The sequence below is a fragment of the Actinoplanes rectilineatus genome, assembly GCF_000962825.1.
Classification (GTDB): Bacteria; Actinomycetota; Actinomycetes; order Mycobacteriales; family Micromonosporaceae; genus Actinoplanes; species Actinoplanes rectilineatus.
On sequence record NZ_JZKF01000010.1, the window covers coordinates 81646 to 97942 of the forward strand.

At 70.5% G+C, this 16297-nt stretch carries 11 protein-coding genes; 9 read left to right on the forward strand and 2 right to left on the reverse strand.

What is annotated here, in order from left to right:
• Positions 1-83 precede the first annotated feature (83 nt).
• Complete coding sequence (locus WH85_RS51570; protein ID WP_045741688.1) at positions 84-1046, forward strand: 2-keto-4-pentenoate hydratase; 963 nt, start codon at positions 84-86, stop codon at positions 1044-1046.
• A gap of 655 nt (positions 1047-1701) precedes the next feature.
• On the opposite strand, the gene WH85_RS10735 is transcribed toward WH85_RS51570, so the two are convergent.
• Complete coding sequence (locus WH85_RS10735) at positions 1702-2298, reverse strand: dihydrofolate reductase family protein (RefSeq protein ID WP_045741613.1); 597 nt, start codon at positions 2296-2298, stop codon at positions 1702-1704.
• 252 nt (positions 2299-2550) lie between these two features.
• On the opposite strand from WH85_RS10735, the gene ligA reads away from it, so the two are divergent.
• The 8 genes from ligA to WH85_RS10775 all read left to right on the forward strand — a co-directional run bounded on the left by ligA (position 2551) and on the right by WH85_RS10775 (position 15447).
• Positions 2551-4548, forward strand: coding sequence for an NAD-dependent DNA ligase LigA (ligA, locus tag WH85_RS10740; RefSeq protein ID WP_045741614.1), 1998 nt, complete (start codon positions 2551-2553; stop codon positions 4546-4548).
• A gap of 51 nt (positions 4549-4599) precedes the next feature.
• Positions 4600-6531, forward strand: coding sequence for a hypothetical protein (locus WH85_RS10745; protein WP_045741615.1), 1932 nt, complete (start codon positions 4600-4602; stop codon positions 6529-6531).
• A 179-nt stretch (positions 6532-6710) separates the two neighbouring features.
• Positions 6711-9263 (forward strand): carbohydrate-binding protein, encoded by a 2553-nt coding sequence (locus WH85_RS10750; RefSeq protein ID WP_211275331.1) that lies wholly within the window; start codon positions 6711-6713, stop codon positions 9261-9263.
• 75 nt (positions 9264-9338) lie between these two features.
• Entirely contained in the window at positions 9339-10337 is a 999-nt protein-coding gene (locus tag WH85_RS10755; protein WP_245673891.1) for a LacI family DNA-binding transcriptional regulator, read from the forward strand.
• Positions 10338-10441: 104 nt separating this feature from the next.
• Positions 10442-12451: a glycoside hydrolase family 36 protein gene (locus WH85_RS10760; RefSeq protein WP_052720297.1), complete on the forward strand. Its 2010-nt coding sequence runs from the start codon at positions 10442-10444 to the stop codon at positions 12449-12451.
• Positions 12448-13764: an ABC transporter substrate-binding protein gene (locus WH85_RS10765; RefSeq protein ID WP_045741618.1), complete on the forward strand. Its 1317-nt coding sequence runs from the start codon at positions 12448-12450 to the stop codon at positions 13762-13764. Before WH85_RS10760 ends, WH85_RS10765 begins: the two co-directional genes overlap by 4 nt.
• Positions 13748-14623 carry a carbohydrate ABC transporter permease gene (locus WH85_RS10770; RefSeq protein WP_045741619.1) on the forward strand — a complete coding sequence of 292 codons (876 nt, stop codon included), beginning with the start codon at positions 13748-13750 and terminating at the stop codon, positions 14621-14623. Before WH85_RS10765 ends, WH85_RS10770 begins: the two co-directional genes overlap by 17 nt.
• A complete protein-coding gene (locus WH85_RS10775) occupies positions 14620-15447 on the forward strand; it encodes a carbohydrate ABC transporter permease (RefSeq protein WP_045741620.1) in 828 nt (275 codons plus the stop codon). The genes WH85_RS10770 and WH85_RS10775 overlap by 4 nt, the downstream gene beginning before the upstream one ends.
• Here WH85_RS10775 and WH85_RS10780 read toward each other — a convergent pair.
• The gene (locus WH85_RS10780) at positions 15425-16282 is read right to left on the reverse strand and encodes a Vgb family protein (protein WP_045741621.1); all 858 of its coding nucleotides are present in this window, start codon (positions 16280-16282) and stop codon (positions 15425-15427) included. The two genes, WH85_RS10775 and WH85_RS10780, sit on opposite strands and share 23 nt — an antisense overlap.
• Between the last annotated feature and the right edge of the window lie 15 nt (positions 16283-16297).

The window sequence follows — 16297 nt, forward strand, 5'->3', positions numbered from 1 at the left end:
CTCAGGACGGTGATGGACATCCCGGCTCCGGGAGTAATCCGGCCGGGGTGCCCGGTTCGGGCACTGTCCTCCCGTCGGCTTCGGTGGCCTTCCCGTCGGCTTCGGTAGCCTTCCCGTCGGCGTCGGCGGCCTTCCTGTCGGCTTCGGCGGCCGCTGAGGCACTGGCCGAGGCGCGGGCGGCGGGCCGGACCCGGCCGCCGTTCACCGACTCGGATCCGCTGCTGGACGAACAGTGGGGATACCGTGTGCAGGACGTCGACCGGGCGGCACGGCTGGCCGCCGGAGAACGTCAGGTAGGCGCGAAACTGGGCCTGACCAGCCGCGCCAAGCAGGTCACGATGGGCGTGCACCAGCCCGTGGCCGGCTTTCTCACCGACGCCATGGACCTGTCAGCCCCGCCCGACCCGCGGCCGGACACCGCGCAGGCAGGTACCGGCCGCTCCGAGCCACCGGTGAACCCCGATCATGTGGGCCGGTCGGCGGACACCGTCGTGGACGATCCTCCGGCGGATGCCGGCCGGGGTGATCCCCGTGTGAAAATCGGCCGGACGGTTCGGGCCGTGCAGCCACGCATCGAGCCGGAGATCGCATTCCGGCTGGGCCGCGCCTTGGACCACCCGATCACGGCCCTCGAGGCCCGCGGCATCGCCGACGCGGTATCCGTAGCCGTGGAGGTCATCGATTCCCGCTTCGCCGGTTTCGGCTTCCGCCTGCCCGACGTGGTCGCGGACAACACCAGCGCGGCCGGCTTCCTGACCGGCGAATGGGTACCCACCACCAACGCCGGCGACCTGGCCGCCGCCCACTGCGTGTTCTCCGCCGACGGCACGACGCTGCTGGAAGCGACGGGCGACGCGGTGCTCGGCGATCCCTGGCTGGCGCTGGTACACCTCTCCGAACACCTGCACCGCCAGGGCCAGTCGCTGCCCGCGGGCTCGGTGGTCCTGGCCGGGGCGCTCACCGACGCGGTCCCGCTGCGACCCGGCGTCACCTATCGCGTCGAGATCGACGGGCTGGTCGCGCTGACCTACACGGCACCCAGCTGACCCGGACAGCACGGCATCGAGCGCCCGGCACGTCGTTGAACGGCCCGGCGCATGACTACTCAACCCGGCGCATGACTGCTCAACTCGGCGGATGGCTGAGCGATGCGGCGAATGGCTGAGCGATGCGGCGGATGGCTGAGCGATGCGGCGGATGGCTGAGCGATGCGGCGGATGGCTGAGCGATGCGGTTGAGCGGCCGGGATGCGGCGGATGGACGACAGCTGACGGCCGGGTCGGTCGGGCCGTCGGCTGCGGTTGTTCGGGAGGGTGGGGATCAGCCGTCGGCGACGGCTCGGGGTTGCCCGGCCGTCGCTCGCGGTTGTCTTCGGCTCGCGGATGGGCCGTAGTCGACGGCCGGGCCGGTCGGGCCGTCGACTACGGTTGTCCGGTAGGGCGGGAACCAGCCGTGAGCGACGGCTCGGGGTCGGCCAGCCGTCGCCCACGGTCGCTTGAGCCGTCGAGGTGCCCGAGCCGTTGAGGTGCCCGAGCCGTTGAGGTGCCCGAGCCGTTGAGGTGCCCGAGCCGTTGAGGTGCCCGAGTCGTCGAGGTGCCCGAGTCGTCGAGGTGCCCGAGCCGTCGAGGTGCCCGAGCCGTCCAGGCTCATTCATCGTCGAGGGCTGTCAGTCGGCTCCGTGTGGTGGGTTCGGGCGACTTTTCAGCGGACGACGCGATAAGTGATGTGGGTGACCAGGGAGGCGGCTCGGCTGGAGATCTGCTCGAGCTTGAGGGGTGGGACGCCGGCGAAGAGGCGCTCGCCCTCGCCCAGGACGACCGGGGTGATACTCAGGGTCAGCTCGTCGACCAGGCCGGCGGCCAGGAACTGGTTGACGGTGGCGGCGCCGCCCGCGATGTCGACGCGACCGTCGCCGGCGGCCTCGGCGGCCCGGGACATGGCCTCCTCGACGCCGCCGGTCACGAAGTGGAAGGTGGTGCCGCCGTCCATCGGCAGGTCGTCGCGTTCGTGGTGGGTGAGGACGAAGACCGGGCCGTGGTAGGGCGGCTCCTCGCCCCACCAGCCCCGCCAGGACAGGTCCCACTCGCCGCGGCCGGGGCTGAACATGTTGCGGCCCATGATGTAGGCGTCGGCCTGGACGAGGGCGTCCATCTCGGCCTTGTTCTCGTCGGGGGTCTGGAACATCCACCGGGTCAGCTCGCTGACCGGGCCCGCACCGAACGGCTTGTCGAGGGATTGGCCGGGTCCGGCGGTGAACCCGTCGGCGGAGACGGCGAATCCTGCGGTCACGAGAGCCATCGGTTCCTCCTTGAACTTGCCCGACTGAGGATCTTGAACTTGCCCGGCTGAAGAGCTCGAACGTGCCCAGCAGACGAGCTCGAACACGCCTGACTGAAGAGCTCGAACGTGCTCAGCAGACGAGCTTGAACGTGCCCAGCAGACGAACTCGAATCGTGCCCGGCTGAAGAGCCACCCCGCACGGTAGCCGGGACCACTGACATTTTCCGGGCCCGCCGGAAAGTGTCGTACGGCCGTTCTAGGCTCACCGCCATGATCGAAAGTTCGCCCGTGGCCGTGAGCCCGTACCCCACCCTCGACGAGTTCACTGAGGCGGTGGCGTTGGCGCGCCGGGCCGCCCGGGCGTATTACGACACCGGCGACGCGGAGATGACCGACGCCGACTACGACCTCGTCGCCGACCGGATCGCCGCGACCGTCGCCGAGCATCCCGAGTGGGACGACCAGGGGGTCACCACCGAGGTGGCGGCCGGTGCCTCGGCCGGTGGCGACGTGCGGCACCCGACGCCGATGCTGTCCCTCGACAAGATCAAGACGGCGGAGGAGGTGACCGCGTTCGTCGAGACGCTCGGTGGAGACGAGTGCCTGGTCGAGGTGAAGCTCGACGGGCTGGCGATCCGGGCCGAATACCAGGCGGGCCGGCTGGTGCTGGCCGCGTTGCGTGGTGACGGCTCGACCGGTGAGGACGTGACCGGTCAGGTCCGCCGGGGTGTGGCCGGCCTGCCCGCGGAGCTGCCTTCGGCGTGGAGTGGCGAGGTCCGGGGCGAGGTCTATATGACCGTCGACGACTTCGAGACGTCGAGCGCCAACCGGGTCGAGGCGGGCGGCAAGGCGTTCGTGAACTCGCGCGGTGCGGTGGCCGGCGCGATCCGCAGCGTCGACCGCACCTACGAGACTCCGATGAGCTTCGCGGCGTACGAGATCAGCGGTGAGGGGGTGACCGCCGACGACAGTCACCAGGAGCGGATGGCGCACGCCGCGCAGCTGGGGTTCCCGGCGGCCCGGGGGCTGGTGCCGGAGGCGGCGGTGGTGTGCCGGACCGCCGAGGAGGTGATCGCGGCCATCGAGGCGATCGGTGACCGGCGGGCGGGGCTGGCGTTCCCGATCGACGGCGCGGTCCTCAAGGCCGACCGGGAGACCACCCGCCGACGGCTCGGACTGGCGAGCCGGACGCCGTACTGGGCGACCGCTTTCAAGTACCCGCCGGACACCGCGTCGACCGTGTTGCGTGACATCGAGGTGCGGATCGGCCGGACCGGGCGGATCAGCCTGCGGGCGATCATCGACCCGGTGTATGTCGCCGGCACCACCGTCGCCCGCGCCACCCTGCACAATCCGGACTGGGTCGTCGGTCAGGGTCTCGCGATCGGGCAGACGGTCGCGGTGTGGCGGGCCGGCGACGTGATCCCGCGGGTCACCTCCCCGGTCGGGGAGCAGCCGCACGGGCTGACCCCGTGGGCGCCGCCGGAGCAGTGCCCGCAGTGCGGTGAGGCGTGGGACAAGTCCAGCCTGCTCTGGCGCTGCCACACGCCGTCGTGTGCGGTGGTCAACCGGATCGTCTACGCGGCGAGCCGGGAGTGCCTGGACATCGACGGCCTGGGCGAGGAGATCGTCGTCGCGCTGGTCGAGGCCGGCCTGGTCAAGGACCTCGCCGACCTGTTCACGCTGACCGTCGAGCAGGTCGCCGCGCTGCGGACCGGTGACGGCAACCGGCAGGTCGGCACGGCGATCGCCGGCCGGGTGATGGCGGGCATCGAGGCGGGGCGGACGCAGCCGTTCAACCGGGTGATCACGGCGCTGGGCATCCGGATGACCGGTCGTTCGGTGGGCCGGTGGCTGGCGTCGCGGTTCAAGTCGATGACGGCGCTGCGGGCGGCGAGCGTCGAGGAGATCGCCGAGATCGAGAAGCTGGGTCTGATCAAGGCGCGGTACATCGTCGACGGGCTGGTCGCGATGGCCGATGTGATCGATCGGCTGGCCGCGCGGGGTGTGACGATGGAGGTGCTCGACGACGGCGGTGACAAACCCCTGGCGGGCCAGACCTTCGTGGTCAGCGGCAGCGTCCCGGGTTATACGCGTACGACGGTGAGCGAGCGGATCGAGGCGCTCGGTGGCACGGCGAGCGGCAGCGTGTCGGCGAAGACGACGGCGCTGGTGACGGCGGAGACGACCACCAGCAAGGCGAAGAAAGCCGCGCAACTGGAGATTCCGATCATCGATCCGGAGGAGTTCGCCCGCATGCTGGCGTGATCCCGGTGACTGATCGACGCGGCTCTTGGCGTCCGGTCTTACCCTGGCCGGATGTCGATGAACCCCGCCCGGTGGCTGTCGGCGGCCGTGATTCTTCCCGCGGTGGCCGTCGCGTTGCTCCTGCCGAACCTGGTCACCCTGGCGGCCGGCGGTGACGGCCTGGTCATCGTCGACGGCAGGGTCGAGCTGGTCGAGTCCGCCCCACTGGGCTGGGTGAATCTCGCGGTGGTCGTGCTGGCCTGGCTGTTCGCCCTGCTGGCGAGCAGCCGGATCGAGGTCGGCGACGGTGTGGTGGGTGCGCGCGAGGCGGCCTGGGATGCGCTGCGGCACCTGCCGGTGATGCTGTTCGGCGCGGTGGCGGCGTGCGCCGTGACGGTCGGGGTGTTGTGGGCGTTCGTCGCGGTGGGCGGTGTGACGGCGACCGGGTTGCCGGGGATCGTCGTGCTGGCGGTGGTGTGCGGGCTGCTCGCGGTCCGCGCGCTGCTCGTCGGCGTCCGGTGGTCGGTGTCCGGTGACACGGCGCCGCCGTCGTGGGGTGAGGTCGTCATGTTCGTGCTGGCGGGCCTGGCTCTGCCGTTCGCCGCGCTGGCCCTGTGGGGTGCCGTCGAGACGCCGTGGTATCTGGACAACGTCGGGTACGTCCTCCTGTTCGCGGTGACGGTCGGCGCCCAGGCGGCACTCGCGACGCGGTCGTTACCGCGTACCGTCGGAGAGGGCACGGACCGGAAGATCCGCGCCTGGCCCGGCGTCGCGGCACTGGCCCTGTCGTTGGTGGTGTCGACCGGGCTGCCGGTGGTGAATCCGGTCGGCGCGCCGGTCGTGCACACCCGGGACGGGGTGGGGCCGGTGGCCGCGATGGCCTGGCCGGCCGGGCAGCATCCGGTGATCGCCTCGCTGGGGGCGGTGATGTTCTGCGACGACGATCTCTGCGAGCGGCATACCGATGTCGACGGCGGGCCGGCGTTGATGAGGGGGTTCGGTAAGGCGGCGATCGGGCGGGACGGGACGGTCGTCACCGCGGCGATCGGTGGCGGGCCGGACAGTGGTGGCCCGTTCATCCACTATGCGCGGTGTGTCCGCACCGGATGCGAGGAGAAGTATCTGCCGGTTCGGGCCTCGGTGAACGACAAGCTCAGCACGCAGGGGACCGGTGAGATGGAGGTGGCGCCGGCCAGTGCACCGGACGGCGCGCTCTGGTTCTTCGTGTCGCTGCCGGCGGACGGTGGTCCGCATGGCCGGAACCGGTTCGTTCTGATCCGGTGCGCGGATGTCGCGTGCGCCACACCCGAGCGGCATGAGATGGGCGCCCTCGACCACATCGAGGAGGACGGTTATCAGCGGGGTGAACGGGCCCGGCTGTCGATCGACGCCGACGGCCGGCCGCGCGCGGACTGGTGGGAGGGCATGTGGATCACGCGGCTGACGTGCGACCCGACCACCTGCGTGAATCCCAAGAAATCTGGATTCGCGGGATTCCCGAACGCCATCTGGGCCACGGACGGCACCCGCGGCGTCACGGTGCAGCACGGCCAGTTGCGTTACCCGGCCCCGGAGGCGGAGGCGGCGGTGGATGCGGAGACCGAGACGGAGGCAGGTGCCGAGACGGAGGCGGGCACGCCGGTGGATTCCGGCGCGGAGCCGGAGGTCGAGGCCGCGGCCTGGCTGGCCGGCACCGAGAGCAGCGCCGAGAGCAGCGCCGAGAGCAGCGCCGAGAACGGTGCCGGGAGCAGCGCCGTCTTCGCCGGTGACGACGTCTATGTCGCGGGCTCGGTGCCGGCCAGCCCGAAGGGTGTGTATGTCGGCACCGAGGGGGCGACACCGGCCTGGCGGCAGACCGTGTGGCGCTGCTCCGGCGTCGACTGCACGAGTATGCCCCTCGACGTCTACGAGGGTGAGGCGGCATCGATGGCGATCGCGGTCGCGGAGGACGGCCGGGTGCTGGTGGCGCGTTCGGGCAGCCTGGCTCTCCTGCAAGCGTTCTAAGCCGGTAACAAACCGGTAACAGGACTTCCGGCCTCGCTGTGTGACCGATCACACTAACGTTCACGTCCCTCTATGTGATCGGTCACACTAGTGCACATGCCGCAAATCCCCTGCAAGGAGCTCCCATGCCCCGTCTCCGAAGAACACTTGCCGCGGCTCTCGTCCCCATCGTTCTGACCATGGGTATCGCCACTGCGGCCCGCGCCGCCGCAACCGACACCCTCACCGTCGACCTGGCCGCCGACACCGGCGCGTTCCGGGGCGGCGCGACCGGCACCCTCTACGGACTGTCCAGCGAGGGCGTTCCGTCGCAGGCGGTCCTCAACGGCGCCCGCGTCACCAACACCTCGCAGCGGCCGCCCGACGGACTGCAGCACCCCACCGGCGACGCGCTGAAGGTCGAACGGTCGTTCTTCGCCGGCGCGGGCAAGGACCTCTACGTCTACCTGCAGGACATGTACCCGGACTGGCCCTACACCGCCGGCACCCGGCCGGGCGACGCCGACGGCGACGGCGTGTGGGACTACCTGCCGCTGCTGCGCGAGGCCGTCGAGAAGGTCGCCACCAGGTCGGCCCGTCCCAAGGACTACGTGTTCCTGCCGTTCAACGAGCCGGACGGCATCTGGTACCAGGACTGGCCCACCGAACGCGACCAGTTCCTGGCCGACTGGTCCGCGGCCTACCGGGTGATCCAGGAGGTGTGGGCGGCCCACGGTCTGGGCCACGCCCGCATCGGTGGTCCCGGTGACAGTCGTTGGCACGCCGATCGCAGTGCCGACTTCCTGGGGTACGCGCAGAAGAACGGCCAACTGCCGGACGTGTTCATCTGGCACGAGCTGGGCATCGACAATCTCGCCACCTTCCGCGGCAACTTCGCGGCGTACCGGGACCTGGAGAAGAGCCTGGGCGTCGCGGCGATCCCGGTGAACATCACCGAGTACGCGCTGCCCCGCGACATGGGCGCCCCCGGCAGCCTGATCCAGTGGCTGACCATGTTCGAGGACGTGAAGGCCGATGCGCAGACCGCGTACTGGAGTTACGCCGGTGGGCTGAGCGACAACATCTCCCGGACCAACGGCGCCAACGGCGGCTGGTGGATGTTCAAGTGGTACGGGGACCTCGCCGGTTCCCGCACGGTGAAGGTGACGCCGCCACGGCCGAACACGGTCGCCACCCTGCAGGGCATCGCCGCCCGGGACGCCGCGAACGACAGGACCACCGTCCTGTTCGGCGGCGGCGCCGACGGCGTCAACCTGGTGCTGCGCAACGTCACCGGCTCGCAGGTCGACGTGCAGGTGCGGGCAGTCCGTCTCAACGGGGCCGAGGGCGCGACCGGCCAGCCGCCGGTGGTGCTGTCGACGCGGGCGACCGTCACCGACGGCACCGTGAGCGTGACCGTGCCGAACGACAATCAGCACACCGCGTACCAGGCGATCGTCACGCCCGTCCTGCCCCGCCGCGAACCGGTGGCGAACCCGCTGGTCAGCAGTGTGGAGGCGGAGACCGGCACGCTCGTCGACGCGACCGTGTTCAACCGGGACGACGGCTGGACCCAGATGGCCTCGAACCGGCACGACGTCGGCGACTTCAAGAAGGCCACCTCCAGCATCACCTGGCAGGCGACCGTCCCGCGGACCGGCACGTACCGGCTCTCGGTGCTGGCCGGCACCAACAGCCTCCCGGGTCGTCACGCGCTGTTCGTGGACGGTGGATACCACCAGCTGGTGCGTTATCCGGCGACGCTGGCGTGGGGTTACCGGGGCAACGCCGACGTGACGCTGCGGCTGACCGCGGGCACCCACACGTTCGCGCTGAAGGGCTCCACCGACGGGGTGACCGCCCTGCCGAACGTGGACATCGCGGTGGACCGGTTCGACCTCTACGACGTCACCGACTCGGAGAGGACCGTGTATCCGGTGCTCCAGGCGCGGCTCTCCGGCGGGGCCAAGCTGGTCGACGGCGCGGCGTCGCTGTCCGGAAGCGGGAAGGCGACGTTCTTCGTGGCGGCGGCCGAGACCGGATATCACGATCTTTCTGTCGGGTACGGGACGAAGAACGCCGCCGCGATCGACGTGCGTGCTGACGGGCGTACCCTCAAAATGCCCGCAAGCAAGAGCGCAGGCTCCTGGGTCTCCACCGCGCGGGTCTTCCTCCCGCAGGGGATCAGCGAGATCACCGTGACCGCGGCGGCGGGTGCGCAACTCTCGTCGATCACCACCGCCCGTGCCGCCGCGGCCGATTCTGATCAGGCCAACGTCTACCGGGCGCAGGCCGAGTCGCTGCCCCGGGCTGGAACCGCGGCAGTGGCGAGCTATCCGAAGTCGACCGGCGTCTTCGGGTCCGAGGACGCGGGCGGCACGGTCAGCTACGTCGGGTTCGTCGGACTCGGCGCCGGGAACACCGTGACGCTGAACCGGCCGTCGAGCTTCGGCGCCGGTGACTACGTGCTGACCGTCGGCGCGGCCAACGCGGAGCGCAGCGGCAGCCACAGTTACAACCCGCAGGTGGTGGACCGGTTCATCGACGTCACGGAGGCCGGCGGCGGCACCACCCGGGGCGCGGTCCGCACGACGTATGCGTGGACCAACTTCTGGGACAAATCCATTCCGGTCACCACCACCACGGCGAGCGGCGCGCTGACCCTGGGCAACGCCACCGCCTACGCGCCGGACCTCGACACGGTCAGCCTGGCCCGGCTGGTCGCCGGAACGCCGACGACGACCGCGCGGTAGCAAGCGGTAAGACGATCGAAACAGCCGTGGGCGTAGGATCTGATCGCTGCGCCCACGGCCCGTCGAGGAGATCCTTTGCCGAGTATCAGGGACGTCGCGGCTGCCGCCGGGGTCTCCTACCAGACGGTCTCCCGGGTGCTCAACGGCTCGCCGAAGGTGCGGACCGAGACGCGCGAGCAGGTCCTGGACGTGATGAACCGGATGGGCTACCGGCCGAACCGGGCGGCCCGCACCCTCGGCCGGGGCCGGGCCCGCGCGGTCACCGTGGTCACCGCGAACACCACGCTCTACGGGTACGCCGCGACGCTGCAGGGCATCGAGGAATCGGCACGTGACCAGGAACTCGCGGTCGGGATCCGGGTGATCGACTCGGTTCGCGACGCGGAGGTCCGTCGTGCCGTCGACGATGTCAGCGACCCGTCGGGCGGTGGCGTGATCGTGGTGGCGTTCGACGCCGAGGGGGTGGCGGTGCTGCGTGCGCTGCCCGCCGGGGTGCCGGCCGTCGCGGCGATCGAACCGGACGTGCTGCCGGTGAGCCGGACGACGATCTGCCTGGACGAGCGTCTCGCGGCGGCCGACGCGACCCGGCACCTGCTGGGTCTGGGGCACCGGACCGTGCACCACATCGCGATCCCGTCCGAGTCCGGGACGCGGGGCCGGGAGGCCGGCTGGCGGCAGGCGCTGGCCGGTGCCGGGGTGGAGATCCCCGAGGTGGTGCCGGCCGGCTGGGACGCGCCGTCGGCCTACGCGGCGGGTCGCCGGCTGGCGGGGGATCCGTCGGTGACCGCGATCCTGTGTGGCAACGACGACACCGCGCTCGCGGTACGCCGGGCGCTCTACGACGCGGGCCGGCGGGTGCCGGAGGACGTCAGCGTGATCGGGTTCGACGATGTGCCGGGCGCCGCCTACTGGACACCGGCGTTGACGACCGTGCGGATGGATTTCGTGGCCCTGGGCCGGGCGTGCGTGACGGCCCTGGTGGGGGAGCTGGACGGGGTTCCGGTCCGGGACGTGTCGCTGGCCGCGCCGGAGTTGGTGCTGCGCGAGTCGACGGCCCCGCCACCGATTCTGTAACGAACTGGTAACCACCTCTTTTCATCGATGGGTGTGACCGGTCACACTTCCTGCATCGTGTGACCGGTCACACCGGCACATGTCGATCGAAGAGGTGAGGCGCGATGCATGCGAATCTGCAGGTCGAAGTGGCCGGCACACCGGTCTCGCTGAGCGTGGAGATCCTCACGCCCGGCAGTGGCCGGGCCCGCGCCTCGCACCGCCTGGCCGGGACCGCCATCGGCCGCCGTCTCACCCTGACCGATACCGAACAGACCAGCGACGGCGACTGGCAGGAGCGGCGACTGCACCTGACCGACGACGGGCTGGCCGTCACCGTGCTGCTGCGCTCCACCGGCGGCGTCCCCGCCGTCCAGGCCACCACGACGGTCACCAACACCGGCGAGGCGCCGCTCACCCTGCTCGCGGTCAGTTCGCTCGCGGTCGCCGTCGACATCCCCGCCGACCGCCTCGACCTGCTGCGCGGCGACAGCGAATGGCTCGGCGAGGGCCGCTGGCAGCGCCGGCCCCTGCGCGAGCAGGGCGTCCCGGACATCGCCCTGCCGGCCCACGGGCAGGACGGCCGCGGACGGCACGCCGCGATCAGCACCGGCACCTGGTCCACCGGGCAGACCCTGCCGACCGGCGCGCTGATCGACCGGCAGAGCGGCGACACCTGGCTCTGGCAGGTCGAACACAACGGACCCTGGCGCTGGGAGGTCGGCGAACGGCTCGGCGGGGCATACGTGTCGCTCTCCGGCCCGACCGACATCGATCATCAGTGGCAGCAGGTGCTGCGGCCGGGGGAGAGCTTCACCAGCGTGCCGGTCTCCCTCGCGGTCTCCGGCGACGGACTACATGGCGCGGTGGCCGCACTCAGCGCACATCGCCGGGCCCTGCGGCGTACGCATCCCGAACGCGCCGCCCTTCCGGTGATCTTCAACGACTACATGAACACGCTGATGGGCGACCCGACCACGGCCGCACTGCTGCCCCTGATCGACGCCGCGGCCGCCGCCGGCGCCGAGGTGTTCTGCGTGGACGCCGGCTGGTACGACGAGGACGGCCGGTGGTGGGACAGCGTCGGCGCGTGGGAGCCGTCCCGCACCCGGTTCCCCGGCGGCCTCGAGGTGGTGCTCGACCACATCCGCCGGCACGGCATGGTGCCCGGCCTGTGGCTCGAACCCGAGGTGATCGGCGTGCGCAGCCCGCTCGCCGGCAAGCTGCCACCCGAGGCGTTCCTGCAACGCCGGGGTGTCCGCGTCGTCGAACACGACCGCTACCACCTGGACCTGCGCCACCCGGCCGCGATCGCCCACCTCGACGAGACCGTCGACCGTCTCGTCACCGAGTACGGCGTCGGCTACTTCAAGCTCGATTACAACATCGACCCCGGGGCGGGCACCGACCTGGACGCCGACAGCCCCGGCGCCGGACTGCTGGCCCACAACCGGGCGCACCTGGCCTGGCTGGACGCTCTGCTCGACCGGCATCCGGGACTCATCCTGGAGAACTGCGCGTCCGGAGCGATGCGCATGGACTACGCGATGCTGTCCCGGCTCAACCTTCAGTCCACCAGCGACCAGCAGGACCTCGCCCACTACCCGCCGATCGCCGCCGCCGCGCCACTGTCGATCCTGCCGGAGCAGGCGGCGAACTGGGCGTACCCGCAGCCCGGCATGTCCGACGAGGAGATCGCGGTCGCGCTCTGCACCGGCATGCCCGGGCGGCTCTACCTCTCCGGCCACCTGGACCTGATGAGCTCCGGTCACCGTGACCTGGTCCGCTCCGGCGTCACGGTGTTCCGGGAGATCCGGCACGACCTGGCGCGCGCCGTGCCGGTCTGGCCGCTGGGCCTTCCCGGATGGTCCGATCCGGTCATCGCCCTCGGTCTGGTGGCCGGTGGAACCACCTACCTCTGGGTGTGGTTCCGGGACGGCCGGGGGACCGCCCGGCTGGACCTCCCCCACCTGACCGGGGACCACCTGGCCGTCGACACCCTCTATCCGGCCTCGTTGCCGCCGTTCGACCTCGACCTCGACACGGCGGCCCGACAACTCACCATCACACACACCGGCGCGGCTCCTCTCGCGGCCCGGCTGATCCGTATCGATTCTCAGAAGGGAACGTCGTGACGGCTCTCTCCCGCAGAACAGTCCTCGTCCTTGCCGCCTCTCTCGTCGTCGCCGGCTGCACCGATCCCGGTTCCGGCGGCGCCACCACCACGTCCGGGCCGGCCACCTGGGCGGATCCGGCCGGCAGACTCGACGGCGTCACGCTCACCCTCTGGGCGGCGCAGAACAGCAACACCGTGCCGGCGAAGGTGATCGCCGATTTCCAGGCCGCCACCGGTGCGACGGTCGAGGTGGTCACCATTCCGGACCCCTACGAACAGGGCGTGCAGACCCGGGTGGCGACCGGCGACAAACCCGATCTGGCGTTCTGGCAGCCGACCGCGTCGATGCTGACCGCCCTCAATGCGAAGAACAACCTGCAGCCGCTGACCGACGCGCCCTGGCTGCCGCAGCTGGCCCCAGAACTCAAGGACATCACCGGGATTCTCGACGACACCAGATACGCCGCGCTGGTAACCAGTCCGGCGGTCGAAGGCGTCTATTACAACAAGGAGGTCTTCGCGGCGGGCGGCATCACCACCACCCCGAAGAACTTCGACGAGATGGTGACGGTCGCCCGGCAGCTGAAGGCCAAGGGCGTGACGCCGTTCCACGAGATGGCGGCCGACCGGTGGGCCACCCAGTGGTGGGTGCAGGTGCAGTTGGCCGACGCCGCCAAGGACGGCCTGTGGGAGAAAATCAACACCAAGCAGGAGACGTTCAGCAGCCCGGTTGTCGTCGACGCCATCAAGAAATACAAAGCCCTGATCGACGAGGGACTGTTCAACGCCGACATCAAGACGGCCACGTTCGCCGACCAGGGCCGGGCGCTGCTGGACGGCAAGGCGGCGATGGTCGTGCAGGTCAACTCGTTCTTCGGCCAGCTGCAGGCGAGCGCGGACACCGCCGCACTGGACGCGAAGGTCGGCTTCTTCCCGATCTCACCGACCGGCAACGTGGGAACCTTCATCCCGGACCAGTCCAACGCGCTCGTCGCGTTCCGGACCGGGGACGCGAAACGGGAGGCGGCGGCACGACAGCTTCTCGCGTACTGGATGGGCCCGGGTTATCCGTCCTTCGTCGCGGACCGGAAGACCATTTCGCTGGAGCCCTCGGTGCCGACGCCCGACGGTGTGCCGCAGGCGCTGAAGGACGTGCACGCGTCGCTGGGCACCGCGGTCGGATCCATGCAGGCATCGGCGGCGGCGAATCCCGATCTGTACATCAACCTCGCCGACATGATCACGGGAACGATGACGCCGGACGAGGTGGCGGCGGCGACCCAGACGCAGTTCGAGCAGCTCGCCAAGGCCGCCGGTGTCCCGGGGTTCTAAGGCTTTCGACCGGGGCCGGCACACCCATCCGCTCTGGTTCCTGGCGCCGGCCTTCGCGATCCTGCTGGTCTTCTTCTTCCTGCCGACGGTCTTCAACTTCGTCTACGCGTTCACCGACTGGTCCAGTTTCCACGCCGAGATCAGACCCGTCGGAACCGAGAACTTCCAGGACCTGATCGCCGACGGCACGCTGCTGCGCGCCCTGCGCATCACCCTGGTGTACGCCGTGCTGGTCGCGATCCTGCAGAACGTCTTCGGATTCCTGCTCGCCGTCCTCCTCGAACGCGACACCACGGTGAACCGGATCGCCCGGGTGCTGATGCTGGTCCCGGTGCTGATGTCGGCATTGGCGGTCGGCTATGTGTTCCAGGCCCTGCTGAAGCCGACCGGAAGCGTCAATATGGTGCTGGGCATCGACTACGCCTGGCTGGCCGATCCGGACTGGACGATCCTGACGGTCGCGGTGATCCACGCGTGGAAGTGGATGGGGCTGTCGATGCTGATCTACCTGGCCGGGTTGAAGACCGTGCCGCTGGAGCTGACCGAGGCGGCCCGCATCGACGGTGCCTCCCGATGGAGACTGTTCTGGCGCATCCGGTTCCCGCTGCTCGCCCCGGCGATCACTTTCAACGTGGCGACCGCACTGCTCGGCTCGATGAACGGGTTCGACATCGTGCAGGCCACCACCGGGGGTGGGCCGGCGCGGACCACCGAGATCCTCAACATCTTCATCTACCGCACGTTCGGCCAGGGACTGTTCGCGCAGGCGACCACGATGAGCCTGATCCTGTTCCTGATGGTGGCGCTGCTGGCCTTCCCGGTCATCCGGTTCCTGCGCAAACGTGAGGAGATCGTATGAGCGACTCGCGGATCTGGACTCGGATCCAGCCCGTCGTCACGATCCTGCTGGTCGCCGTCGTGATCGGCATCCCGCTGTGGTTGGTGGTGGTCACCGCCGGCAAGTCCCGGGGGGAGGCGCTGACTCCGGACCTCACCCCGCCTTCGGACTGGCGCCTGCTGGAGAACCTCGGCACGGTGTGGACCGAGGGGCGCATCCCGGCGGCGTTCGTCGGCAGCGTGCTGGTGGTGGCGCCGGCCGTGGTGGGCGTGCTGGTCCTGGGGTCGATGGCGGCGTGGATCCTGGCCCGGCGCAGCGGCCGGACCGCCGCGGTGCTGTATGCCGTCGGCATCAGCGGCATCGTGCTGCCGCCGGCCGTGGTCACCCTGGTCCTGCTGCTGCGCCAGCTCGGACTGGCCGGGACGGCGACCGGCATGATCGGCGTCTACATGGGCATCTACCTGTCGACGGTGATCTTCTTCGTGACCGGCTTCGTGCGGACGATCCCGCCGTCGCTGGAGGAGGCGGCACAGATCGACGGGGCGGGCCCGGTCCGGGTGTTCCTGCGGGTGGTGCTGCCGTTGCTGCGGCCGGTCCTGGCGACGGCGACGATCCTGATCTGCCTGTACGTGTGGAACGACGTGTTCTACGCGTTCTTCGTGGTGGGCGGGCGGCTGGACACGTTGCCACTGAACCTGTTCCGCGTCGCCAGCGCGGGCCTCTATCTGAACAACTGGCACCTGATCTTCGCGTACGTGATCATGATGAGCCTGCCGTTGATCGTGGTTTTCGCGGTCGCCCAACGGAAGATCATCTCGGGCATCACGAGCGGGGCGGTGAAGTAGGCACGGCCACCAGCGAACCGCTCTCCATCGCGACCCAGACGAGGGAGTCGCCCACCCACAGGCCGTGCGGCTCCCGGCCCGGCAGGTCGTGCAGGGTGACGTCGCCGCCGGACGTGACCCGGGCCAGTTGACCGGAACCCCACAACGTCACCCAGCAACCGCCGTCACGGTCGGCGGCGACGGCGTGCGGTCGGCAGCCGGGATCCTCGAAGACGATCTGCCGGACGGTGTGCGACGGGTCCACGAGCCCCACGCAACCGCCGGCGATGTCGGCGTACCAGACGCCCTGGTCGCCGCCCGCGGCCGCGGCGATGCCGACCGGGGCGGCCGGGGCCCGTCCGCCCGGAAGCTCGACGAGACGCATCGTGCCGTCGTCCAGACAGGCGAGGGCGCCGGCGCCGTTGAGCGCCGTCCACGGCCGGCCGTCGGCGTCGACGGTGAGCATCGCCGCCCGGGCCTCCGGGACCGGCAGGTCGAACAGGGTCAGGCCGCCCGTCGCGGTGGCCCGGCCGATCCGGTTCCGGCCCGGCGCGGTGAACCAGATACCGCCGTCGGGCGCGGCGGCGATCCCGTACGGCGCCGAGCCCTGCTCCAGCTCGATCACCGTGTAGTCGCCACCGGTGTCCCGGCGGACCAGCCGATCGTCGGTGCGGGTGCACCAGAGCGCGCCGTCGGTGGCGACGGCCAGCAGCATCGGGGTGCCCTCGAGGGGTTCGAACCTCTCGGTGGGCAGCACCATCAGCAGTCCCGGCGGGTTCAGGATCGTCGTCCACAGGTCACCGGCCACCGCATAGGGGGTGTAGCCCGATGGCAGCGTCACTTCACGTGCGGGCATCGGTCGCCTCCTTGA